Consider the following 24,364-nt stretch of genomic DNA (forward strand, 5'->3'; position numbering starts at 1 on the left):
CCGATGAGGCTGCCGGCGGGGTCGGCGGAGGCGGCGACCCCGGTTGACGCGGATCTCAGCCGGCTCCATGACACCCGTGCCGCCGAGTGCCTGCGCCCAAGCCTGGGCGGGCATGGGCAGGCGTACGGGGACGGTCCGCCGTTGACGTCGTCAACGGCGGTCGGTGCCGGGAAATCCCGGTGCGCAGGCCGGCGGAACCGGACCGGCCGATCCCGCCCGTCGGACCGTCCGCGTCGCCGGCGGGCGCGTAGGTCTCACGGAGAGCGTTGAGCACCGGCCGACATCTCGCGGTGGAAGCGTCGTGCTCGTGGGGCGCCCGGAGCGGGGATGCCGGACCAGGCGGGCGCAGGGTGCGGCGAGGTCCGACCACGCGGGCGGGCGGTGGTGTCCGGTCGGCGTCATGAGGAGTCCTTCGTACCAGGGGAACGTCGAGTTCGGTCGAAGGTGGGACTCCGGCTGTGAGGCACAATCGTCGCTCGTGGAGGAAAATCTTTCCGGCCAGTTGGCGGACGCGGTGGCACAGGGCGCCGACGAGGCCGACCTGGCGCGGGCGCGCGCCGGGGACGAGGCGGCGTTCACCCGACTCGTGGAGCCGTTGCGCCGTGAGTTGCACGCCCACTGCTACCGCATGCTCGGCTCGGCCCACGACGCCGACGACGCCCTGCAGGACGCCTTGCTGCGGGCGTGGCGAGGGCTGGCGCGCTTCGAGGGACGAAGCGCGGTGCGCACCTGGCTGTACACGGTGGCCACCCGCACGTCCCTGGACATCGTCGAAGCCCGGGGCAGGCGGGCACTGCCCGCCGACCTCGGCCCGTCCAGCGACCGTGCCGTGCTCGACGGCAACGCCCCGCTGACCGACGTCGCCTGGCTGGCCCCCTACCCCGATGCCGGCCTCGCCGGCGACCCGGCCGGCCCGGACGCGCGCTACGAGCAGCGTGAGGCGGTCGAACTCGCCTTCGTCGCCGCTCTGCAGCACCTGCCGGGCAACCAGCGGGCGGCGCTGCTGCTGTTCGAGGTCCTCGGTTTCTCGGCCGCCGAGATCGCCACCATGATGGCCACCTCGACCACGTCGGTGAACTCCGCGCTGGCGCGAGCCCGCAAGATCGTCGCGCACCGGGTTCCCCCGCGCACCCAGCAGCGGACGCTGCGCCGGATCGGCGACGCCCGGGTGCGGGAGATCGCCACCCGGTTCGCCACCTCCCTGGAACGGGGTGACGCCGACGCCCTGGTCGCGCTGCTCACCGAGGACGTCACCTGGTCGATGCCGCCACTGCCGAACTGGTACCGCGGCATCGAGGCGGTCACCGACTTCGCCGTGCAGGTCCCCATGACCCGTTGCCCGAGCTGGCGCCACCGCGTGACCAGCGCGAACGGCCAGCCGACCGTGGCGTTCTACCTCGGCGACGACGCCGCCGGACCGCACGCCGCCTGGTCGATCACGGTGCTGACCCTGCGCGGCGAGCACATCGCCGAGATCACCTCGTTCCTCGGCCCCGACGGCTTCGCGCCCTTCGGGCTGCCCGCCTCGCTCCCCTGACCGTCCCGCCCGAACCCTGCCGCGATCATCCGTCAGGCGCTGGCTGCGCGACGAATCTTCGGCGGATTGCGCAGTCCGTGACGAACAACCGAGGCCCCAACGCCGAGGTCGTCGTGACGCGTCCGAGCAAGCGCCGTCCTGCCAGCCCGCCGCCGGGCGCGTTTCCGCGGTCCCTCACCCGAAAGCGCACCCTCGCAGCGGCGCCGGGGGGTGGGGTACCGCCCGGCGCCGCCGCGGGGTGCGCCGCCCGCGCAGGGCTTCTACGGGTTGTACGGGGTGTACTCGATCGCGGAGACCTTGAGGTAGCGGGCCCCGTCGGCCGTGGCCCACGTGGAGGCGTCCGGGGTTCCCGGCCAGTCCCCGCCGACGGCGGTGTCGACGATGAAGTGCATGCCCACTCCGGGAGCGGTCGTGTACCACTTGGTGCCCTCGTAGACCCCGTCCACGTCGAAGTCGATGTGGTCGGGCCACCAGGTGAACGAGTAGGTGTGGAAGTTGTTGGACCAGCCGCCCGGGTTGCTCGTGGCGAACTGGGTCTGGCCGTTGCTGTCGTCGTGGAAGGTCTGGTAGACGGTGTCGGGGTTGGAGCCGACGATCTCCGCTCCGTCCATCTCGGGCAGCCACGGGTTCAGGGCCGCGGCCCACACCGCCGGCAGCAGTCCCTGCCCGCTGGGCATGTTCGCGGTGAAGCTGTAGGTGCCGTAGCCGTAGACGGCCTGCGACTCGACGCGGCCGGAGTAGTACACGCCGTTGCCCGCGTTGTAGGTCTTGATCACCAGCGTGCTGCCCTCGTACCAGACGCAGTTGGGCGTGTAGGTCTCCAGCTCGTTGTTGTCCGTCCACCTCTGGTTGATGATGTTCCAGGAGTTGACGGCCTGGGGCGTGCCCCAGGAACTGGCGTGCGCGGTCGACTGTGTCATGACGAGCGTCATGAGGGCGGCCAGGAGAACACCTGCGAGCCGTCCTGGGCGCAGGAAGGTTGATGACATCGGAGCTCCAGTGCTCGAAACGAGTGGGGGCGGGAGCGTTCCTATGGTCAATGCCGGACTATAGAAGTGTGTTCAGGACATGACAAGATGTCGCGGCGAAGGTGACATCCTGGGTTTCGACAGTGAAGGCGGAGCGGTCGTAGGGCCCCGCATTTCGATCAGGCACTGACAGGACGCCGACCGGGTGCCGACGGGACGTCAGCACGAACGCCGCTCGCACGGGCGCGCCGTGGAGAACGGTCCGAACCCCATCCGAAGGGCGGCGCAGCCGATGCGCGGCCGCTACGGCGAGGTGCCCGGCGCGTGCCCCAGGTGCCCTGTTTCATGGCGGGCGTTGACGTTGGCGCGGTACCGGAAATGGGCGGTCACGGCATGCGGCCCATCGGCCGTGCCGGCGGTCGCTGGCTGCCGCGCCGAGCGATGCCGGCGGCGTCCCGGGCCCGGTGAGGTCGCCATCGGTGAGGATGCCCGGGCGCGGGCGGGCCGGTCGTTCGCGTTCCGCCGAACCCGGGTCAGAGCCCGGGTCGGACCGACCGGCGGGGCGGGGAGTCGAGCTCGGCGGTGCGCGCCTGCAAGTCGCTCAGGGCCGCTGCGGCGTGCACCGGGAACGGTTCGTCCTGATCCGACCTCATCCAGCGCTCAACGGCGACGGAGAACGCGAGCATTCCCACCTCCGCCGTCAGCCGGGCCGTCAGCTCGTCCGTGCCGCGTTCGCGCAGGGCGGCGCTGATGGACCCGGCGATGCGGGCGTGCTTGAGCAGTCCCCGCTCCTGCGCTTCGCTGTTCGCCGCGACGACCAGCACGCGCTTCGCCGCCTTGGTCCGCTGCTGGGAGGTCATCGCGACCTCGGCGGCCGCGAACGCCGCCCGAAGGCACTCGGTGGGGGTGGCGTCCGGTGCGGCGGTGCGGATGCCGTCGGCGAACAGTCCGGCCAGCTTGTCCTCGCCGCCGAACAGGACTTCCCGCTTGTCGGCGAAGTGCCGGAAGAACGTGGCGCGGTTCAGGCCGGCGCGATCCGCGATCTGCGCGACGGTCGTCTCCTCGTACCCGTTCTGCGCGAACAGGTCCAGCGCCGCGGTCTCCAGGCGCTCGCGCGCGTCCGGCGCCCATCTGCTCATCCCCACAGCATAGGCGAGGCGACCGGATCGCATGCCGGGCGAAACAGTGATGCGACGGCGTCGCATGCCGGTGTTAGAGTTGATGCGACCGGATCGCATCAGTGCTCCGGCCGCAGCCTGGGTGCCGTGTGTCTTCGGCACCTCAGGCACGACCAAGGAGAATCTCCATGCGCATCTTCGTCACCGGCGCTTCCGGCTGGATCGGCTCGGCCGTCGTCCCCGAACTCATCGGCGCCGGCCACCAGGTCCTCGGACTGGCCCGCTCGGACGCCTCCGCCACAGCGGTCGCCGACCTGGGCGCCGAGGTGCTGCGCGGCGACCTGAACGACACCGGCGTGCTGCGCGCCGGGGCTCTCGACAGTGACGGCGTCATCCATCTGGCCTTCGTCGTGCCCAGCGTGACCGAGGCCGCGACGCGGACCGATGCCGCGGCCATCGAGGCGTTCACCGCCGGCCTCGCCGGCTCCGGCAAGCCCCTGGTCGTCTCCGGTGCCACGCTGGTCACGCCCGGCCGGGTTGCCACCGAACGCGACGAGCTCATCGCCGCCGGGCCCGTCGCGGCCCGCATCACCAACATGCGGGCAGCGCTCGCGGCCGCGGACAGGGGCGTACGCACCAGCCTCGTCATGCTGCCCCGCTCCGTGCACGGCCGGGGAGAACGCCACGGCTTCATCCCCCAACTCATCGCCGCGGCCCGGGCCAAGGGCGTGTGCGGCTACCTCGGCGACGGGGCCGGCCGCTGGCCCGCCGTCCACGTCAAGGACGCCGCGCGTCTCTACCGGCTGGCCGTCGAGCGGGCTCCTGCCGGCGCGGTGCTGAACGCTGTCGGCGACGAAGGCGTACCCGTCCGGGAGATCGCCGAGGCCATCGGCCGCCACCTGAACCTGCCCGCCCGCTCCCTGCCGGCCGAAGAATTCGGCGGAATGCTCATACGCCTGCTCAGCACCGACATGCCCGCCTCCAGCACCATCACCCAGGATCTCCTGGCCTGGAAGCCCACCCACCCCGGCCTCATCGAGGACATCGAACAGGGCCACTACTTCAGCTGACCACCGCCGGGCGGCAGGCGGGACGACCACCTGACCGCACGAGCATCGGGACGCTCAACGCCCACCGTGTCAGTGACTGCCCGGCGCCGGGAGAGGAGGAGGCGGATCTCGGCACGCGACCCGACAGCCGGCCCCCGCTGCCCCGCACGCGTTGAGCACGGGGCCCCGCCACCCCCGTGTCGGTGCTCGCCCTCGACTCCGTCAGGAATCGCGTTGCCACGCGGCGTACGCCGCTTCGGTCCGGTCAGGTCTTCACGGCCCATGCCGACCGTCTTGAAGACGGACCCCTTCGAAGGGGGCGACGGCACGCTGGTCTGCGCGGCCGGTGAGGCGGCCGGCGTCCAGGGCACCGGACGTGACGCCGGCCTCGCGCAGCGCCGTCGCCCGGTCCTTGGCCACGACGTGCGACGCGCGCCGCAACGTTGTTCAGCTCCCCAAAAGCAACGCAATCCCCGGCCGTGGACCCGAGAACGGAGGGGGCGTCAGGTGAATGCACGGGATGTTGCTCAGGGAAAGCACGTGCGCCGGCGTCGGAGATGTGATGCCCCTCGGGACGAAGCCGGACGGCCTCGCGACATGATCACGCTCGTCGAAGAAGAGCCGTACTCTCGGATTCGGCAGCGGATTTCACCATATGGGGTGGAGTAAAATCTGATCACTTGGTCGGGGGCATTTCGGGTGCGACAGTCGATTTGCGAGCGGGATTCCGCCGCAGTCTCATGCATGCGCACGGAAATCTTGTCGAGAGGAGACCCGAAGTGACCACAGGAATCAGGGGATGCGACAACCAGTCCAATTCCTACGTGTCGTTCGTCAACCAGGAGCACGCGGGTGACAGCCGGTCCGTCAAACCCAGGTCCTATGACGGGGACGTCTACGCCTGGATCTCTCAGCACAAGGAACGGCCGCTGAGCGTTCAGACGGGCCGGGGCCGGTGCATCCTCTGGGACGACGACTGGAAGGTCAAGGCCGAGTGGGACGACGGCTCCGGCGAGTTCGTGCTGGCCCAGATCCACCACAGCCCGCAGGACTACAGCATGACCGTCAGTGACACGGGCGATATCACCATCAAAGAGCGCTGACCTGGGGGCTGAAGATGACCATGTCGGACTGGAAGATCACCGGAGCGATGGAGAACCTCACCGGCGACTGGGTCTACTACGTGTGCACCGGGGTCGCTGCTTTCGCGCAGCTGCACATGAGCCGCCATGTGGACAGCCCTGGTGACGACCACATGGCCACCAACGACCGCCGGTATTACTACTACGGGGTCACAGGAACGTTCAACGCGGCAGCAAGGGCAGCACCGCAGGCCGTCCGGCAGTTGTTGGTCGATGCCTGGCGCAACTACTACAGCGTCCAGTGAGCTCACGGGAGACCTCAGGGCTCCAAAACCCCGGAGTTCACGCTGTTTCATCCGGTAGGCCGGGCGCACCTGTCGATGTCTGAAGTCGCGCACACGAGTACGGCCAGGACGGCCGTACTCGTGGCCGGGAATGGATGCGGAGCCGCAGAAGACATCCGTGCCCGGTGCCGATCTGGTCGAGGAGCCACGACGTGGGATCGACACCCGAAGGGCTCCCAGCGCACTCCACCCCATGCCCAGCGGCCGGCGAGGGGTTGAGTGCCATGCCGGCCGACGCGGAACGGCTGGCGAGACTCACCGCATGGCTGGGACGCTCGACCGTGTTCTACGTCATGGGCCGGGCCGATCACGACCGGACCCCGACCCCGCCCCGGTGTCGTTCCGGACCCGCCCTGGCAACGGGCGCGCAACGGCCGTGCCAATGCGTCCCGTTGCCGCTCTCCCGGCGCGACCCCTAACCTGACGTACGAGCCCCTCCGCCGTCACGGGCGCCATACGCCTGTGGGACACCGGCAACGGGAGACTCCGCACGACGTTCGCGGCGGGCGCCGGATACGTGAGCTCCGTGGCGTTCGGCCAGGACGGCGGGACGCTGGCGACCACCACCGCCAACATCACCGATGGCGGAGTGGGCATCGGCGCCAGTGGCCGGGGAAGCGCCCGCTTGTGGGACGCGCGGTCGGGGGCACGGCGTTCCTCGCTCGCGGTGGGCGCCCACGACGTGAGCGCCATGACGTTCAGCCCGGACGGGAAAACCGTCGCCGCCGGTGCGAGCGATGGTCAGGTCCGTCTGTGGAAAACGGGGTCGGGGACGTCGCGTGCCGCGCTCAAGCTGGGCTCCGGGAGCGTGGACACACTGGCGTTCAGCCCGGACGGCGAAACCGTCGCCGCCGGTGACGGTGACGGTGACGTCCGCCTGTGGAGTGTGGCGTCGGGGGCGACGCGTGTCTCGTTCACGGTGGGCGCCGGAAGCGTGAGCGCGATCGCGTTCAGCCCGGACGGCACGACCCTCGCCACCGGCGACAGCCAGGGCGACGTCCTGCTGTGGGACACGGCTTCCGGAAGGCTGCGGAAGACCCTGGTGGCCGAGGGCGGATACATGAGCGCGATGACGTTCAGTCCCGACGGGAGGACCCTCGCCGTGGCCGTCGCCGACGGAGCCGACGCGAGCGGTGTCCTGAGCGGCGACGTGCAGTTGCTGGACGTGGCGTCGGGAGAACTGCGCGACAGCCTCGCGGTGGACAGCGCGTACGTGAGCGCGGTGGCGTTCGGCCCTCACGGCACGACCCTTGCCGCGGGCACCGACGACGGCCGCGCCGACGTGTGGAGCGTCGACCTGCCCGACGCGCAGGCGATCAGCTCGACCATCTGCGCGAGCCTGCGCTGCTCCTGACATGCTGCGACTGCCGTACGGGAGGTGCGGGGAGGCCGGGGAGGCGCGGGCGGTCAGGCCGGTCCGGACGCCGGGGCGGTAGGCCGAGGACGGGTTCCGCGTGCTCTCCCCGTTCCGCGGAGTGCGTCAACGACTGCGTGACGACGACGAGTTGCGGTCCGCCCGGCATCGGTCCCGAGCACGGGAAAGGCGTCTCGGAGGCGTTCGGCGAGGCTCCCCCGCCGCTCCACGCTTCGCCTCGGCACCGCGGAGGCGGAGCGGACCGTCAACGCCCCGAGACTCCCCGGACCATCGGCAGCCCCGGCAGATCCCGCTGGACAAAGAACGAGCTCAGGAGCCGTCCATGTGGTGCCACCAGGTGATGCCTTCGCCGATCTGGGTGAAGCCGCAGGTGCTGTAGAGCAGCTTCCCCTGGGGTGTCGCGTTGAGGACGGCGTCGGTCGCGCCCCGCTGTCGGGCCGCGGTGCACACGGTGGTCAGAAGGGCGGTTCCCAGGCCGTGGCGCCGGAAGCGCGGCCAGACCGCCATGTCGAAGACGCCGGCGAGCTGTTCGTCGCGGAACGACCAGGCGCGGCCGGCGAAGCGGCCCGTTCTCCGGGTGTGCGCGGCGGCGTACCAGCAGCGGTCCGGTTGAGCGCGGGCGAGGGCGAACTGGTCCCGGTAACACGGGTCGTACTGCTCGTAGTCCAGGCTGTCGTACTCAAGACGGACGCGGTCGTCACGAGGTGGTGGGACGTCGGCAAGCCGTGCGGTCATCCACCACGGCGACCAGCCTCTGGTGAATCCGGCCCGCGCGAGCGCACTCGCGTCCACGTCCACATCGAGCCATGCCCCGATGATGTCGCGGCCCAGATCACGGGCGTGGTCGACACCTCGACGGACTGCCGCCTCGGTGAGTTTCGAGGGAAACATCAGGTTCAGCCCGTCCGGGCCGTCCGTCCACAGCAGTCCGTCATCACGCCAGACCCTGCCGCCCAGCGTCTCCGCCCGGGTCCGGAACCAATTCGTCTGCACCCGTTCGCAGTCCGCGACAGTCACCATGAGTGCCATCTTTCCCCAGGCCCTCCGAGCGAGCACCACACGCCTGCGCGTGACGGGGGAGGGCGGGTTGCCGAAAGCCTGAGCTTGTCCCGTGAACTTCCTCCTGGGAGATGTCGCCCGCGCCGGTCGCGGGTTCGTCCAGCTGCCCGTATATCCGGAGGCGGTACGACTGCGGGTCTTCGCCGACGCGTACGGTCTCCGGGAGTCCGAACGCCCTCGGCCCGTCGCGCCGCCGGGGCGCCGTACGTCTTTCCCTGCGCGACCGCCCGCGTGACCAGGCGGCCCAGGTGTCCGGCCCTGGGCGAGGCCCCGGGCTGACGCGCCGCCGACCCCGCCACCGCTGCCAGGCAGCGCCCATGCCGCTCCGTCCGGCCCGCCGACCGTCCCCGCCCCGACCGGCGGCAACGCGGCGGTGCCGCCCCGGGGCGTCTTCGCCCGGCGCCGGTCTGCCGCTGCGCGCGGGACGGGTCGGGATCGGCGGCGGAAGCCGTTCCCGTTCCGGAACGCCGACTCGGCCAGGGGCAAGAGGCGTTGTTGACGAAACTCGACGCGTCCCAAGTCTTGACGGACATGTGACAACGGGCCACGATGACCATAAAAATTCTGACATCGTTGTCATCCACCTGGTGAACAGGGGCGCCTCCGGACGTCCTCGGCACCGCGTCGTGATGGTGACGCCGGATCTGTCGAGGAGCCCATCGGTGAAGCGGAGACAACGGCAGGGGATCGGCCGCTGGCCGGCCCTGACCGTGCTGACTGCGGCAAGTACCCTCATGCTCACCGGATTCGCCCAGGCGAGCCCGGTGAGCCCGAGCGTCAGCGCATCCCCCAACCCCGGCGCCAGTGCGTCGCCGAGCCCGAGCGCCTCCGCCGGCGCTTCCCGCACCGCGGGGAAGGCACCGGCCGCCGGAAAGCCGGGCGGCACCTGCACGGTGACCGGCACCGGCCATCTCGCCGACTGCCAGAAGCCCGTCGCCAAGGCCGCGCTCCCGGCCGGCGCCAGGAACACCGGCACCCTGGACCGGCCCGTCACGGACCTGGCGTCCCTGGTGGACACCCGCACCTGGACCACCGGCGGCGGCAACACCTTCCCGGGCGCCGAAGTGCCCTACGGGATGGTGCAGTGGTCCCCCGACACACTGCCCGACCGCAACGCGGGCGGCGGTTACAGCTACACCGACACCTCGCTCACCGGATACAGCCTCGACCACGTTTCCGGGCCGGGCTGCGGTGCCGCGGGCGACGTGCCGATCCTGCCCGTCACCTCGGCCCTCCCCTCCGGGAGCGACCCGAACAGCGTGACCACCGCCTTCAGCCACACCGGCGAGACGGCACAGGCGGGTTACTACTCCGCGCAGAGCAACGGGTCGGACCACCCGGTCACTTCGGAGTTCACCGCGGCCGAGCACAGCTCGATGGGCCGGTTCACCTTCCCCAAGGGCAGTGACGCGGGCTTCGACATCAAGCTCCAGGACAGCCAGACGACCGTCACCGCCGACACCGCGCAGGTCGTCGGGAACGACGAGGTCACCGGCTCGGTCACCACCGGCGACTTCTGCGGCGAGTCGGAGAACGACGGACAGTCCCAGCTGTACACGGTCTACTTCGACATCAAGTTCGACCAGCCGTTCGCCTCGTCCCAGGTGATCACGGCCTCCGGCAAGACCAGCCCGTCCGCCGTCTACGTCGGCTTCGACATCACGTCGAACCCGGTCGTACAGGCCAAGGTCGGCATCTCCTACGTGAGCGCCGCCAACGCCCGGCTCAACTGGCAGACCGACAACGCCGGTTGGAACTTCGCGACGGTCGAGGCCGCGGCCCGCAGGACCTGGAACGGACTGCTCGGCAGGATCAAGGTCTCGGGCGACACCTACGCCAAGACCCAGCAGTTCTACAGCATGCTGTACAAGGACTTCATCGACCCCAACGTCACCAGCGACGTCAACGGCCAGTTCATGGGCTCCGACGACAAGGTGCACTCGCTGGCCGCGGGGCAGAAGAACCAGTACGGCATGTACTCCGGGTGGGACATCTACCACACCACCGCCCAACTCCAGGCGATGCTCGACCCGTCGGCCGCCTCCGACCAGGCGCAGTCGCAGGTCAACTACTACGCGGAGGACAGCCTCTTCCAGCAGTGGGGCTACCTCCAGGACAACAACTACGTGATGGTCGGCGACCCCGAGGACGCGATCCTCTCCGACTACTACGCCTTCGGCGCCCACGGGTTCGACACCAAGCAGGCGCTGGCCGACATGGTCAAGGAAGCCACCACCGTCAACGACGCGCGGCCCGGCGAGGCCCTTGAGCAGAAGTACGGCTACCTGCCCGAGGACGGGTCCTACGGCTGCTGCAACGCGCACGGTGTCATCGCCACCCAACTGGAGGACGACATCGCGGACTTCGCGCTGTCCGACTTCGCGAAGTCGCTCGGCGACAACAGCGACGCCGCCATGCTCAAGGCGCGCGCCAACAACTGGGAGAACACCTTCGACCCGAACAACGGCCTGCTGAACGCGCGTTACGCGAACGGCCAGTTCGAGCCGGGCATCACCGAGACCACCCAGCAGGACAACGAGCCGGACTACGTCGAGGGCGACGCCTACGAGTACCTGTGGGAGGTGCCCAACGACTACCCGACCCTGTTCAACCTGCTCGGCGGCCCCTCCAAGGTCGTGCCCGCGCTGGAGAAGTACCTCTCCCAGCCGAACGCGAGCGGCGTCTACGCCGAGATCGCCAACGAGTTCGACCTCGGTGAGCAGTACGCGCCCTACTACGCCGGCGACCCGGCCGCGGCGCAGACGGCCATCCACACCATCGAGACCACCGTCTACCAGCCCGGTCCCAGCGGCCTGGCCAACAACGACGACCTCGGCGCGATGAGCGCCACCGACATCTGGCAGCAGCTCGGCCTCTACCCGGAGAACCCGGGCAGCGACACCCTGCTGCTGAGCACGCCCGGGTTCGCGCACGAGCAGGTCTCCCTGCCCAACGGCAGGACGATCACCATCAACGCGCCGGGCGCCAACACCGAGTACTACGCCAAGTCGCTGCGGATCAACGGCGTGCCGGACCAGAAGCTGGCCACCAGCTACACCAAGCTGAGCAAGGGCGCGAACCTCGACTGGACGCTGAGCGCGAAGCCGACCAGCTGGGGCACCTCGCGGCACGACGCCCCGCCGTCCGACACCGCCGGCACCACGGCCACGGTGGGCTACCTGACCGACCAGACCGCGATGGTCGCGCCGGGCAAGTCCGGCACGATCACGGTCGGGGCCGACAACGCCACCGACAAGCCGCAGAAGGTCGCGATGAGCATCGCGGCGCCGGCCGGGGTCACGATCACGCCGGGTTCGGCCACGATCGAGGTCCCGCCGCACGCCACGGCCACCACGAAGCTGACGGTCTCGGCGGGCGCGGACACCACGCAGAACTTCTACAGCGCGCCCGTCACCTTGACCACGAAGAGCACCGGCGCCACGCAGAAGCTGAACCAGACCGTCCTGGTCGCCGCTCCCGGCAGCCTGTTGTCGACGTTCGACAGCGTGGGCATCTCGGACAGCAGCGACGAGGCCGCCGCGGACATCGACGGCGACGGCGACAGCTACTCCGCGGCCGCCCTGGCCGCGGACGGGTTCACCGCCGGGAAGGACGTCACGGTGGACGGGGTGACCTTCACCTGGCCGCTGCCGGCCGGCGGACTCCCGGACAACACCGTCCCCGACGGGCAGACGCTCACGCTGAACGCGCCGGCCGGAACGCAGAGGCTGGCGTTCCTCGGCTCCGCGACCGGCGGCCCGGTGTCCGGACCCGCCACGCTGCACTACTCCGACGGCAGCACCGCCACCTACTACCTGGGGCTCAGCGACTGGACGCTGAACGCCGGCAGCAGCAAGCCGTCGTACGGCAACAAGGTCGCGGCCACGACGACCTACCGCAACTGCCCTTCGTGCACGGGCGGCCAGCAGTCGGTGGCCACCGACATCTTCTACACGGCGCTGCCGGTCGACTCCGCCAAGACGCTCACCGGCGTCACCCTGCCGAGCGGCACGGGCGGCGGACAGGAGCACATCTTCTCCGTCGGCACCTCCACCACCGCGGCGACCGGCCCGGTCGCCACCTCGCTCAGCACCGGCAGCGCCAAGGCCGGCGAGCAGGTGACGATCCACGGTTCCGGCTTCGGCTCCTCGCAGGGCAACGGCTACGTGGCCTTCAGCGACAACGGGACGAGCTGGGGCTCGCCGGGCAACACGGCGACGTTCACCGTCGACAGTTGGAGCGACACGGCCGTCACCTTCACCGTGCCGACCCCCAGCGGGACGGACAACAAGTTCCAGGTCTGGGCGGGTACCCCCGCCTCGGTCGGCGTGGTCGACAACTCCGGTGACGTCTCCGACAGTCCCGAACTGCAGATCACGCCGACCGCCGACCCGGCCGACTACTACGACAACGTCGGCATCACCGACGACAGCGACACGTCGTGCGCTGACTTCGACGGCCTCGGGTACAGCTACTCGGCGCAGGCCCTGTCGGCGGCCGGTCTGACACCCGGCGGCACGGTCACCAGCGACGGGCTCACGTACACCTGGCCCAAGGCCGCCTCGTGCAAGAACGACGACATCCTGGCCGCCGGACAGACGATCCTGGTCAACGGAACGGCCGGGGCGAGCAAGCTCGGCCTGCTGGAGTCGTCCTCGAACGGCTCGACGTCCGGACCGGTCACCGTCACCTACACCGACGGCACGTCGACGACCCGGACCGTGTCCTCCAGTGACTGGGCCGGAAGCGCGGGGCCGGACGAGACGGCGGTCGCCACGATGAGCTACCGCAACGCGAGCGGCGCCGGGTCCCAGGCGATCACGATGTACGTGTACGCCACCACCGTTCCGATCGACCCGACCAGGACGGTGGCCTCGGTCACCTTCCCGGACGTCAGCGCCACGGTCGCGAACAGCGCCATGCACGTCTTCGCCCTGACCACCGGCTGACCCGTCAGCCACCGAGCCCGCCCGCCGGCGATCCTGTCGGCGGGCGGGCTCCTGTCGTGTCCGGCCGGCAGGACCGCACGCGGTGCCCGCGCTGCCCGGTGCCGATGCCGGGCGGACCAGCATCCGCCGCCGCGCCGGCGCCCTTCGCCGCGTCACCGGCGTTCGCCCGACGGGGTGGACGAGCCCGCGTGCCACCGGTTCGAGGCACCCGGCCGACCCGCTCGGCGAGGCCGACCACCGCCGAACCGCCGAACCGCCGACCACGGCCTCCCGCAGCTCTGTCCACCGCTCACGGTCCTCCGGCCTCCCTCACGTCCAGCGACCGCTCCGGCGTCCACACCGCCGCGGCCGGGCCGTACGCCTGCCGCGACCTGCACCGTGAGCTACCGCACCGGATGCTCGCGGCCCCGGCCCGGGTGTCCTGCGCCCGGCAGTTCATGCTCACCTCGGAGGTCGACCGCCCCTCGCGGCCCCGGCCGGCCGGATTTTCGACCACACCGTGAGTCCGGCGACGTCCGGGCAGCCACCCGCACCCAGGTGGCCGAACACGTCTGACACACCAGGGGAGAACACCATGACCCACGTCCTCGTCGTCGGCGGCACCGGAGCCATGGGCCGCCACGTGGTCCAGCACCTGCTGGCCACCACCGACGCCACCATCACCGTTCCCACCCGTCATCCGGAGTCCGCCCACGCCACCGAACTCGCCGCGACCGCACCCGGCCGCGTGCGACTGGTCCGCTCCGACCCGGCGGCCCTCGAGGCCCTGATGGGGCAGGCCGACCGCGTGTTCGCCAACACGGACTTCTTCGCCACGGGCAGCGCCGTGGGGGAGTACCGGGAAGGGCTGCGCCTGCTGGCCGCCGCGGAGCGGGCCGGCGTGGAGCGTTTCATCTGGTCCTCGCTGGACAGCGCGGTGACCCTGACCGGCCACCCCGTCCCGCACTTCGACAGCAAAGCCGCCGTCACCGCCCACATCCACCTGATGCGGTCGGAGGAGATGCTCCGCAAGGACACCGACGGCTGGTACACGCACCACGTGTCGGTGCTGACCACGGCGCCGTACTTCGAGAACCTGCGGGACCGGCTCACCCCCCGCCCCGACGGCCGCGGCGGCCTGACCTTCAAGCTCCCCCTCGGCACCGCCCGCTACCCGCTCGTCGCCCTCGACGACATCGCCTGGTTCGCCGGCCACATGTTCGACAACTGGCAGTCCTGGGGCGCCCGCGACCTCGCGGTGATCGGCGACAGCCTCACCGGCGACGAGATCGCCGCTGCCTTCACCAAGGTCACGGGCACCCCCAGCACCTACGTCCCGATGTCGCACGACGAACTGAACGCCGCCGTCCCCGACTTCGGCCACGACTACGCGGCGATGTTCCAGTTCTTCGCCGACCGTGACCTCTACACCCGCGACCGCGACATCAACCTCCTACGCCGCCTGCACCCCGGCGTGATGACCTTCCAGGACTGGCTGCGCCGTACCGGATGGACGCGATGACCACCCCCTGAGGAATCGCGGCACAGGCACTGCTTCGGGAGCCGCTCCGGGCAGCGGGGACAGTGCGGATCGCTGGATTGCTCGTGCCGCACTGCCCCGGAAGGTCTGCCGGCGACAGCCCGGGACCGGGCAGACCAGGCGTCGCACCCGGACGGTGACCACGACCCGCGCCCGTCTCCGTGCCGCCGCGGGCCGAAGACCGCACCGGAACAGCAACCGGAACAGCGATGGGCACTCCGGCGGCAGTTGACCTTGGACCCCTGGCCGCCGGAACGCCCGCGCCGCAAGACTGGTCGGCGACGGAGGCCGACCAGCGCCTCCCGCACGACCAGGGAGTCAAGACCATGAGACGCTCACGCCGCGCCGCCGCTGCCGCCATCGCCCTGGGCCTCGCCGCAGGCGTCACCGTGCTCGCCGCACCCGCCGCGAGCGCCGCGACGGCCGTCAGCTGCTCGTCCGCCCAGGAGGCCGCCGTCGGCTCGGCCGACAACCGCTCCACCGCGATGACCACCTCCACCACGGCGTGTCCCGGGTGGGTGGACAACGGTGGTCCCTACACCTTCAGCATCAGCCAGGTCACCATCGTGGTCACGATCCTGCGCCCCGGCCAGCCCCCGCAGTACCTGCCGCTCACCCTCGACAACGAGGTCGCCACCTGCCAGACCGTCGCCGTCTCCGGCACCAAAATCAACGCCGGCGGCTGCACCTACAGCCCCTGATCGTCCGGCGCCCTTGCCGCCGTGCCGGTCACACCGCGTCCGTCGCCGCACCTGTCGCGCCCCTGTCGCACCGCGGCGGCACCGGCCCGTCGGACCGTCGGGCCGACAGGGCGCGGTCCGGGCTCGGCCGGGGCTGTTGGGGGTCAGACAGGGACCCTTGATGGCGACGGCGTGCGGTGCTTGGCCGTGCTGTCCCGTGCCCCTGCCCCTGCCCCGCCTTGACGTTCAGTGGCTCGCCCAGATCCGCCGGACGCGACCCGGTGGTGCCGCGTCGGTAGACCAGTGGACGGACATCGGCCGAGCGGGCTGCGGCGTACCGTCCACGGAACGGGCCCGGCCGGAGCCGGCTGCCCGGTGCGTCAGTCCCGGCCGCCGCTCTACCGGCGCCGCGTCAGCAACCCCCGCGCGCCGCGTGGTTCACGCTCGCGGTCCCGCCCCGCGTACGTGCCGAGCGCCGCTCATGCCTCGGCGGACGCGCCCGTCGCCGCCGCGATCAGGGCGGCCGCCGCGGCGTGGGAGGCCGCGGCCGCCGTGGAGTCGTGGTCCATCAGGGCGGAGATGCCGGCGCCGTCGTAGAGGAGCTGGAGCTGGTGGCCCAGGGTGCCGGGGTCGGCGGCGCCGGCCTCGGCGGCGAGGCGGGTGAAGAGTTCGCGCATCCAGCCGCGGAAGGCGTCCGCCGCTTCCTGGACCAGCCCGCCGGGGTTGGCCTCGGCGCCGGTGCGGATGAAGGCGCAGCCGTGGAAGTCGGGCCGGTCGAACTGCCGCCCCTGGGACTCGAAGACCGCCAGCATCTGCTCGCGGGGCGTGTCGCGCTCTGCGACGGCCCGGGTGATCCGGTCGGCGGTGCCCGCCTGCCGGATGTCGAGGTACGCCCGGACGAGCTGCTCCTTGCCGCCGAAGGTGTTGTACAGCGACGCCTTGGCCACGCCCGCGTGCTCGATGACGCGGTCGATCCCGACGCTCTGCACGCCCTCGGCGTAGAACAGCTCGTTCGCGGCGGCGAGCAGGCGCTCACGCGCCGACGGCTTCGCTGCGCTCCGGACACTCGCCATGACGGCCACTCCTTTGGACAGATCTGTCTACATTATGCCCCGGTCGCGCTCCTCCGGCCGAGTCCCCGCCGGAGCGCCCTCAGACGTTGCCGTCGACCTGCTCGCCCGGCAGGACCGCCGCCCGGTCCCGGCCGCCGCGCAGCAGCCCGAGCAGCGCGAACGCCGCGAGAACGATCAAGGCGACGCCGTACTCCTGCGCGGTGGTGGTCAGTCCGCCCGCGTGGACGACGAGGAACCCGGCGATCACGGTGGGTACTCCCATGCCCAGGTAGGAGACGACGAAGAGCAGCGACAGCACCCCGGAACTCTCGTGCGGCCGGGCCAGCGGCATCACCGTGCGGATGCCGCCCTGGAACCCGCTGCCGAAGCCGACGCCCGCGATGGCGGTGCCGACGAAGAAGCCGGTGGGGGAGGAGTCGCGGATCGAGACGAGGGTGAGGGTCACCCCGGCGATCAGCGCGAGGATGCCGGTGAGCATCACCGTCCGGGTCGCCGCCTTCCGCAGGATCAGCACCGAGACGGCGGCCACCCCGGCGAGTACGAACAGGATCAGCCCGCCGATGACTTCGGAACTCGAACCGGTCAACTGCCGTGCGAGGGACGGGCCGAGCGACCCGTACAGCCCGGCCAGCGCCCAGACGGCGAACAGCACCGGCGCGGCCACCAGCATCGGTCGGCGTACGGCGCGCGGCAGCTTGATCTCCGGCGCCAGGCTGGCCAGCGCCCCCGGCTTGCGTGTCACCGTCTCCGCCAGCAGCGCGACGGCGACGGCCTGGAGGACGAAGACCGCCAGCAGCCCGAGGTAGACCAGACGCGTGGGGGCGGGCAGGAACTGGACGACGAGGCCGGAGACCAGCGCGCCGCTCGCCGTGCCGATGCCCGGGACGACCGCGTTGGTGATGGTGCCGCGCGGCCGGTCGATGTCCATCATCCCCGCCCCGATCGCGCCGAGCGCGGCGCCGGTCGCCAGTCCCTGGACGATTCGGCCGACCATCAGCCCCGGCACGCCGTCGGCGGTGGCGAACACGATCATCGAGGTGGCCTGCACCGCCAGCGCGGCCAGCAGCACCGGCCGCCTGCCGACGTGGTCGGAGAGCTTGCCCAAGGTGAGCAGCCCGAACAGCACGGCCACCGCGTAGACCCCGAAGACCACGGTGGTGGTGATCGGGTCGAAGCCCCATTCGGCCTGGTAGACCGCGTAGAGCGGGGTCGGCGCGCTGGAGGACGCCAGGAACGAGATGGTGATCGAGGCGAGTACGTACAGCGCCACGTTCGGCGGCAGCCGTCGGCCACGCACGGGTGCCGCGGCGACGTCGGACCCGGAAGTGGATGCGGCGTCGGAGGGCGCCGCATCAGGGGTGCGCGCCGGTGTGGACCCCGGGACGACCGAGAGATTCGTCATGACCATTCCCGTTCGAAGGATGAGTAGACCGGTCTGTCTAATCGGGAAATCAGAATAGACAGACAGGTCTACTCAGGTCAAGCGGGATGGGGTGAGCGCCGCTCGGGGCGGGCTCGCGGGCTCACGGCGGGCTTCGGACCCTTGAGGCCGGCGCATCCTCGCGCCGACCACCGCGCTCCGGCACGACGACTCCACAGGACAGCCCGTCCTGCGCTCACTGACCGCCTGTGGCCTGACCCTGGGGAGTCGATGATCAGGCTCGTGCGGACGATTGCGACCGGTGCGGGCCGCCATGGCTGAGCTGCCGCGTACCGGCGCGACGAATGCGGAAGGGCGCCCCTGGGCGGCCGGGGGCGTCTTCGCTCCTTCCTCGGTCGTATCCGCGAGCGTCGTACGTCCGCCGCGGCCGGGAGCGGGCAGGCGGTGCGGAGCCGGGCGCGAGACCCGCTGATACCGCGGCGGTGCTCACCGAACCGTTCCGGGCCGGGGAGGCGCCTGCGCTACTTGTCGCGATCCGTGGAGTCGGGGGGAGGTTGATCCGCGCGGTCGTAGGCGTCCTGTGAGGCTGACACGTCGCCGAGGTGCGCGATGGACCATTCCTCCAGCGCGCGCAGCGGCTCGCGCAGGGTGCGGCCCGCCTCGGTGAGCGTGTACTCGACGCGGACCGGGACTTCGGGGTGGACGGTGCGGTGCACGAGCCCGTCGCGTTCGAGCCCGCGGAGAGTCTGGGTGAGCATCTTCTGCGAGATGCCCTCGACGCGTCGGCGCAACTCCGAGAAGCGGGCGGTGCCGTCCCAGAGGACGCCCACGATGAGCACCGTCCAACGGTCCCCGATGCGATCCAGGATGCGGCGTGTCGGGCAGTCCGCGCGGTAGGGGCTGCCGCGGAGCACCGCCCCGCTCGACTCGGCCTGAGTGGTTACCACAAAGTGCCTTCTTCCCGTTGGAGAGCAGCGCTCATACGGTAATCGCATCGCGCCGTTCGGCGCCATCCGTCCCGTGGAAAGGCACCCCATGTCCCGCATCACCGTCATCGGCGGCACCGGTTACGCCGGCTCGGCCATCGCCCTGGAGGCCGCTGCCCGGGGCCACCGGGTCACCGCCCTGAGCCGCTCGCTCCCCGAGGCGCCCATCCCGAACGTGGCCCATGTCCAAGGCGACGCCACGGACGAAGCCACGCTGTCGGCAGCCATCGGGGGCGCGGACGTCGTCGTGGGCGCGCTCGCCCCGCGCGGCCCGCTGGCCGACACCTTCCGCGACGTCTATCGGACCATCGCACGGCTGGCCGATGCCGCAGGCGTCCCGCTGTACGTCGTCGGCGGCTACTCGTCGCTGCGTCCCGCCCCCGGGGCGGATCGTTTCGTCACCGACCTCAGCCACATCCCCGCGGAGCTCCACGACGAGATCCGGGCCGGCGCGGCGCTCATCATCGAGGACCTCCCGGCCACGCCCGCGACGCTCGACTGGGTCTTCGTGAGCCCGGCGCTCCGGTTCGGCGCACGTATGCCCGGCGAACGACTCGGCCGCTACCGACTCGGCGACGACGTCGCGGTCCAGCCCGAGGACGGCGGGGCGATCTCCGCCGCGGACTACGCCCTCGGGTTCGTCGACCTGGTCGAGAAGGGCGACCACCACAGGGCACAGGTCAACCTCGGCCACTGAGGTGGTCCCAGCGGGATTCCCTTCGCTGTCCGGCGCTCCAAGCGTGTGATGACGCGGGCGGCCCGGGCGATCGGGAGGGGCCTGCTGGACTGATCGTGACGTGTTCGAGTGGTTCCCGGCGCCCGGCGAGCAGGGCGAAACCGCGCTCACCGGGGCACCGCAGGCCGCGCGGGACGAAGCGCCCCGGAACCCGTCCACCGCTGCGGGTACCCCGGAGCTGACGCGCGGTGCAGGAACGTCCGCATCCGCATCCCCGCCCCGTCCTCGCCTGAGTCCGAGCCCTCGCCGAACGGGCCTCCCCGACCCGTCGCGCGCCTGCTCGTCGACGCCGGCCAGGGCATTCGACGCGGCGGCGACCGCGCCGGCGGCGACCGCACCGGCGGGGCCCCCGCACCGGCGGCGGCGACCGCACCCGCCTGATCGGACGGCCGACAACCCCGGTCGCCGCCGCCCTCACCACAGCCGTCGCTGCCCGCGCCAGGGCCCGACCGACTGGCGCACCAATGCAAGGAAGGCACGTTCCGTCATGGATGCTGAAGATGAAACGACGCACTACCGGGGGTTCGGACCCGTCCTCGGGCTGCCGATCCAGGACGCCCGGGTGGATCTCGCGGCCCTGCCCCCACATCTCCGGGAGGTGGTGCGGGAGGCGTTCCCGCCCGTACTGGCGAGGGCGAAGGAGCCGCTGGTCGGCATCACGACGGACGGGCACGTCGTACCCGACCTGTTCGCCATCGAGGACACCGGCTGGAATCCCGGACCCGCGAGCAGGGCGGCGACCGCCTTCCTCGACTGCCTCACTCCCACGCAGCGCGAAGACGTCCTGTTCGCCGTGGACGCGGACGAATGGCGTATGTGGATCAACGCCTTCCCGAACTGGGATCCGCACGGCCTGTCCCTGGAGGACCTCGAACCCGCGCAGCGCGAGCGCGCGCTCGCGATCCTCGAGGCGTCCTTGTCCGCCACCGGCTTCTGCGACGCTCGGACGGCGATGAAACTCAACGCCGCGCTCGGCGAGCTGATCGGCCAGTACCGCGACACCCTCACCGAATACCGTTACTCCATCGCCCTGTTCGGCACCCCCTCGACAACGCAGCCGTGGGGATGGCAACTGTGGGGCCACCACCTCGACGTGCACTGCTTCGTGGTCGGCCGCCAGATGGTCCTCACCCCGACCTTCATCGGCGCCGAGCCCACCGTGGCCGACCGCGGTACCCACAAGGGCCTGCGCCTGTTCGACGAGCAGCGGACGGCCGGACTCGACCTGCGGCGCGGCCTGCGCCCCGAACAGGCACGTCGAGCCGTTCTCCACACGTCGATCCGGACACCGGACCTGCCCGCCGAACTCGCCGACCCGGTCAACGGCAGGCACCTGGGCGGCGCCGCCCAGGACAACCGCGTCATCCCCTACGCGGGACTGCCGGCCGGCGAACTCTCCCACCGGCAATGGGAGTCGCTGCTCCGCTTGGTGAACACCTACGCGCGGCGACTCCCGGACGGTCCCGCCGCCGCGTTCATGGAACGCGTCGAGCGGCACCTCGGCGACACGCACATCGCCTGGATCGGCGGGAGCGGCGACGACGACGCCTTCTACTACCGCATCCACAGCCCCGTCGTCCTGATCGAATACGACTGCCACCAAGGCGTCTTCCTCGACAACGACCAGCCCGAACCGTTCCACGTCCACACCATCGTGCGCACCCCCAACGGCGGCGACTACGGACGCGACCTGCTGCGCCGGCACCTGACCCGCCACCATCCACAGCAACGTACCGGACGCTGACCACCACGTGCCCGCCCCGGACCGTGCCGAGCGGCGCTGCCGGTCAGGGCGGCAGTTCGATCTGCCTGGCCACCGATTTCGCCGGTACTCCCTCCGCGTCGACGGCGCCCCGCAGGCAGAGCGGGGCAGGGCCCAGGACGTTGCGTCGCAGGCCCAGCATCCGTGTCATCGATCCCTTGGCTGCGGATTCCGGCCGTCGGGCCACTGGAACAGCAACCCTCGGCCTTCCGCTCACCGCATCCATCCCGCGCGGCTTCTTCGACCAGGCCCACGGTTTGACCGGCCACGGCCGGTTCGGGTCGTTGGGGCCGGGTATTTCGCGGTGGGCGGCAGGGTGCCGTCGCGAGGCACGGGGGGTAGCTGGTGGACGACGTGTATGTGGAGCCGGTGGCGATACGCGGCGCGGCGGTGAAGTTCGGCGAGGACAAGGCCGGCACTGCGCACCGCGAGCAGATGACGAACGCCGCAGCGGCCGGGCGGGCGCATCCGGGGTTCGCCTCCGGGGCAGCGAGCGACGCGTGTGTGCAGGCGTGGCAGTCGTGCCTGCACACCCTCGGCGAGCAGACCGATACGGCGGCTGCGGAACTGACGCGGGCCATGGACGACTTCGTCAGCACCGACGGGGATGTCGTCGACGGGATGCGCCGGCAGGCGACGTGGCTGGAGGGCGCCTGATGCTCAGCGTCGAGGATCTGCGGGACGCGAAGCCGCAGGCGTGGCGGGACGCGGCCGACGATGCCATCGCGGCGGCGAAGCACTGCCGGGCGGTGGCCTCCTACGCGCGCGACGATGTCGCCGCCACGCTGAAGATGTGCTGGGTCAGCGACGCCGGCCGCGCCGCCCGCGCCCGGTTCGTTCAGCACGCCGGTGACTACGAGGCGGCCGGCGACGCCTTGCACGGCCTGGCCAAGACCTACGACACCCTCGCCGACGCCGTCAGCGACGCCCAGCGAACGCTGCACGCGGCGCTGGACCACGCCGCCGCCCACGGCCTGACCGTGGCCGGCGACGGCGAGGTCACCGGCCACGCCAGTGGCCACGATCAAGACGCGGTCCACGACCAGGTCACCCATGCCGCCGGCCTGATCGCCGACGCGTTGGCCGCGGCGACCCGCGCGGACAGCACGGCCGCCGACGAGATGCGCACCATCACCGCCCTGACGACCATCACCTCCCCGGACCTGGTCGCCCAGGCCCTGGCCCACGAGGCGGACAGCCCGCTGGGCATCGCCCTGCGCCTGAACCAGGGACCGGACGGTCTGCACCCGTTGAACATCTCCGCCACCCAGCTCGACGCGGTCCGCCAGGCCTCGCAGGAGACCGGCATCAGCCAGCAACTGCTGATGTCGATCGTCTGGCAGGAACAGCAGTGGTACCAGAACAGCGACCCCGGCCTCGGTGGACCCCAAGCCCTCGCCGGCCACCTCTTCGACTGGGCCCTGGAACAGACCGTCAAACCGGACAAGTCCCTGGGCATCACCCACATGAAGATCCCCACCGCCCGGCAGGTCATCGCCCGCGACCGGGCCGCGTTCACCGTCGACGGCACCTACCTCGACGACCTCGACGACGCCCGACTGACGAAGTACATCGAGCAGAATCCCGGCGAGGACATCCGGCTCAGCGCCCACTACCTGCGGCAGATGAAGTCCGACCAGCACGGCGCCGTCACCGACAAGCAGCTGTTCCTGCTCTACGCGGCCGATGACCCGCAGATGCGTGACGCCAACGCCCGGTACGGCGACGACACCGCCGTCCGCGGTGGCGCCATCCGCCCCCGCGCCGAACACTGGGAGACCCTCCAGCCCCGCCTGCACGACGCCGGCGCGTGGGCCGCCCTCACCAACTCGCAGCGTCAGCAGGCGCTCAACGAGATCGCCGCCCAAACGCCCGCGGGCACCAGCTTCGACCTCTCCCCGCTCTACACCCCGCCCGGCGTCACCACCACCGGCACCGGAACCGGTCCCGCCGTCCCCGGAATCCCCTCGCCCGCCCCCGGACCGGCACCGACCCCACCGGTCGGCTGACCGTCGACGGGCTCAGCCGCAGCGCAGATCCAGGCTGCCACCATCGATGAGCGTGGCAGCCTGGACCCGCAACGCCCCACCACCCACCGCCGCGACGTCCTCATGCACGTACTCATCCGGATGCGCCGCCAGTACCTTCCGCAACCGCGCCGTGAAGGCCTGCTCGGACAGGCCGGTGCGTATCTCCAGCGTCGCGATCAGCGAACACTCCCCACCCTCGCCCCACTGGTTGTCGCTCACCTGATGGCCGGAGTGGACGACCGTCACCCCGCCCAGCGACACCACCCGCTGCCGGAACTGCTGCTCGTAGGAAGCTGCCTCCCGGTCGTGCCGCCCGTACGGCGACACGTAATACCCCCCGTACCCCGCCGCCGCGATCACCAGCACTGCAACCCCCAAGACCACCGGCCGCCTCAGCTTCAGCATGCCCGTCACCCTAGAGCCTGCTGCTCCCCGAACCCCACCGAGTCGAGGGCGCACGCCGGTCGCCGGGCCGACGCAGCACGCAGGAGACGTCAACGGGCGCCTGGCCAAGGGCGCCTGACGCTACTTCGGGCGTTGGGAGCACCGCATGAGACGACTCGCCTCGGTCGAGAACCACGTGCCTCGCCGGCGCGGCCTCGTGGGTGCCGGTGAGTCGATGAGTCCTCGGTTGAGTGCGCGGGCCCGGTGGGCTCTTAGCGGGCGGCGTCATCCCCCGTGCGGGTACCGGGGCCGGGCGGGTGTCGGGGACGGGC

The 24,364-nt window shown here is 71.2% G+C and carries 20 protein-coding genes; 12 read left to right on the forward strand and 8 right to left on the reverse strand.

Annotated features, from left to right (window positions below; genetic code table 11):
• The first annotated feature begins 478 nt into the window (after positions 1 to 478).
• Positions 479 to 1,537, forward strand: a complete 1,059-nt coding sequence (locus tag POF43_RS12095) for a sigma-70 family RNA polymerase sigma factor (RefSeq protein WP_271322479.1) — start codon at positions 479 to 481, stop codon at positions 1,535 to 1,537.
• 260 nt (positions 1,538 to 1,797) lie between these two features.
• Here the strand turns inward: POF43_RS12095 and POF43_RS12100 are convergent, their stop codons facing one another.
• Together POF43_RS12100 and POF43_RS12105 are read right to left on the reverse strand one after the other, a co-directional pair.
• On the reverse strand, positions 1,798 to 2,457 hold the full coding sequence (locus POF43_RS12100) for a glycoside hydrolase family 16 protein (protein WP_271322480.1): 660 nt from the start codon (positions 2,455 to 2,457) through the stop codon (positions 1,798 to 1,800).
• A gap of 581 nt (positions 2,458 to 3,038) precedes the next feature.
• On the reverse strand, positions 3,039 to 3,644 hold the full coding sequence (locus POF43_RS12105) for a TetR/AcrR family transcriptional regulator (RefSeq protein WP_271322481.1): 606 nt from the start codon (positions 3,642 to 3,644) through the stop codon (positions 3,039 to 3,041).
• 167 nt (positions 3,645 to 3,811) lie between these two features.
• Here POF43_RS12105 and POF43_RS12110 point away from each other — a divergent pair, with 167 nt between their 5' ends.
• From POF43_RS12110 to POF43_RS12125, 4 genes are all read left to right on the forward strand, one after another.
• Complete coding sequence (locus POF43_RS12110) at positions 3,812 to 4,693, forward strand: SDR family oxidoreductase (RefSeq protein ID WP_271322482.1); 882 nt, start codon at positions 3,812 to 3,814, stop codon at positions 4,691 to 4,693.
• A gap of 758 nt (positions 4,694 to 5,451) precedes the next feature.
• Complete coding sequence (locus POF43_RS12115; protein ID WP_271313175.1) at positions 5,452 to 5,775, forward strand: hypothetical protein; 324 nt, start codon at positions 5,452 to 5,454, stop codon at positions 5,773 to 5,775.
• A 14-nt stretch (positions 5,776 to 5,789) separates the two neighbouring features.
• Positions 5,790 to 6,059, forward strand: a complete 270-nt coding sequence (locus POF43_RS12120; RefSeq protein WP_271322483.1) for a hypothetical protein — start codon at positions 5,790 to 5,792, stop codon at positions 6,057 to 6,059.
• Between the two features lie 556 nt (positions 6,060 to 6,615).
• Entirely contained in the window at positions 6,616 to 7,452 is an 837-nt protein-coding gene (locus tag POF43_RS12125; RefSeq protein WP_271322484.1) for a WD40 repeat domain-containing protein, read from the forward strand.
• A gap of 330 nt (positions 7,453 to 7,782) precedes the next feature.
• Here the strand turns inward: POF43_RS12125 and POF43_RS12130 are convergent, their stop codons facing one another.
• A complete protein-coding gene (locus POF43_RS12130) occupies positions 7,783 to 8,493 on the reverse strand; it encodes a GNAT family N-acetyltransferase (protein ID WP_271322485.1) in 711 nt (236 codons plus the stop codon).
• Between the two features lie 773 nt (positions 8,494 to 9,266).
• On the opposite strand from POF43_RS12130, the gene POF43_RS12135 reads away from it, so the two are divergent.
• The 3 genes from POF43_RS12135 to POF43_RS12145 all read left to right on the forward strand — a co-directional run bounded on the left by POF43_RS12135 (position 9,267) and on the right by POF43_RS12145 (position 15,701).
• Positions 9,267 to 13,481 carry a GH92 family glycosyl hydrolase gene (locus tag POF43_RS12135; RefSeq protein WP_271322486.1) on the forward strand — a complete coding sequence of 1,405 codons (4,215 nt, stop codon included), beginning with the start codon at positions 9,267 to 9,269 and terminating at the stop codon, positions 13,479 to 13,481.
• 574 nt (positions 13,482 to 14,055) lie between these two features.
• Positions 14,056 to 14,982: an NmrA family NAD(P)-binding protein gene (locus tag POF43_RS12140; protein ID WP_271322487.1), complete on the forward strand. Its 927-nt coding sequence runs from the start codon at positions 14,056 to 14,058 to the stop codon at positions 14,980 to 14,982.
• Between the two features lie 344 nt (positions 14,983 to 15,326).
• Positions 15,327 to 15,701, forward strand: a complete 375-nt coding sequence (locus POF43_RS12145) for a hypothetical protein (protein ID WP_271313169.1) — start codon at positions 15,327 to 15,329, stop codon at positions 15,699 to 15,701.
• Between the two features lie 458 nt (positions 15,702 to 16,159).
• On the opposite strand, the gene POF43_RS12150 is transcribed toward POF43_RS12145, so the two are convergent.
• The 3 genes from POF43_RS12150 to POF43_RS12160 form a co-directional block, all read right to left on the reverse strand.
• Entirely contained in the window at positions 16,160 to 16,753 is a 594-nt protein-coding gene (locus tag POF43_RS12150; protein ID WP_271313168.1) for a TetR/AcrR family transcriptional regulator, read from the reverse strand.
• 79 nt (positions 16,754 to 16,832) lie between these two features.
• Positions 16,833 to 18,155, reverse strand: coding sequence for an MFS transporter (locus POF43_RS12155; RefSeq protein WP_282704550.1), 1,323 nt, complete (start codon positions 18,153 to 18,155; stop codon positions 16,833 to 16,835).
• Between the two features lie 500 nt (positions 18,156 to 18,655).
• Positions 18,656 to 19,081: a winged helix-turn-helix transcriptional regulator gene (locus POF43_RS12160; protein WP_271322489.1), complete on the reverse strand. Its 426-nt coding sequence runs from the start codon at positions 19,079 to 19,081 to the stop codon at positions 18,656 to 18,658.
• Positions 19,082 to 19,169: 88 nt separating this feature from the next.
• Here POF43_RS12160 and POF43_RS12165 point away from each other — a divergent pair, with 88 nt between their 5' ends.
• Positions 19,170 to 19,817: an NAD(P)-dependent oxidoreductase gene (locus POF43_RS12165; RefSeq protein ID WP_271322490.1), complete on the forward strand. Its 648-nt coding sequence runs from the start codon at positions 19,170 to 19,172 to the stop codon at positions 19,815 to 19,817.
• A gap of 526 nt (positions 19,818 to 20,343) precedes the next feature.
• Positions 20,344 to 21,600: a DUF3500 domain-containing protein gene (locus POF43_RS12170; protein WP_271322491.1), complete on the forward strand. Its 1,257-nt coding sequence runs from the start codon at positions 20,344 to 20,346 to the stop codon at positions 21,598 to 21,600.
• 43 nt (positions 21,601 to 21,643) lie between these two features.
• On the opposite strand, the gene POF43_RS12175 is transcribed toward POF43_RS12170, so the two are convergent.
• Positions 21,644 to 21,769 carry a hypothetical protein gene (locus POF43_RS12175; protein ID WP_271318014.1) on the reverse strand — a complete coding sequence of 42 codons (126 nt, stop codon included), beginning with the start codon at positions 21,767 to 21,769 and terminating at the stop codon, positions 21,644 to 21,646.
• A 194-nt stretch (positions 21,770 to 21,963) separates the two neighbouring features.
• On the opposite strand from POF43_RS12175, the gene POF43_RS12180 reads away from it, so the two are divergent.
• Complete coding sequence (locus POF43_RS12180) at positions 21,964 to 22,275, forward strand: hypothetical protein (protein ID WP_271318013.1); 312 nt, start codon at positions 21,964 to 21,966, stop codon at positions 22,273 to 22,275.
• Positions 22,275 to 23,627: a hypothetical protein gene (locus tag POF43_RS12185; protein ID WP_282704551.1), complete on the forward strand. Its 1,353-nt coding sequence runs from the start codon at positions 22,275 to 22,277 to the stop codon at positions 23,625 to 23,627. The genes POF43_RS12180 and POF43_RS12185 overlap by 1 nt, the downstream gene beginning before the upstream one ends.
• A 12-nt stretch (positions 23,628 to 23,639) precedes the next feature.
• On the opposite strand, the gene POF43_RS12190 is transcribed toward POF43_RS12185, so the two are convergent.
• The gene (locus POF43_RS12190) at positions 23,640 to 24,053 is read right to left on the reverse strand and encodes a hypothetical protein (protein ID WP_271318905.1); all 414 of its coding nucleotides are present in this window, start codon (positions 24,051 to 24,053) and stop codon (positions 23,640 to 23,642) included.
• Between the last annotated feature and the right edge of the window lie 311 nt (positions 24,054 to 24,364).

The organism is Streptantibioticus silvisoli (genome assembly GCF_027947535.2).
In the GTDB taxonomy this organism is placed as follows: domain Bacteria; phylum Actinomycetota; class Actinomycetes; order Streptomycetales; family Streptomycetaceae; genus Streptantibioticus_C; species Streptantibioticus_C silvisoli.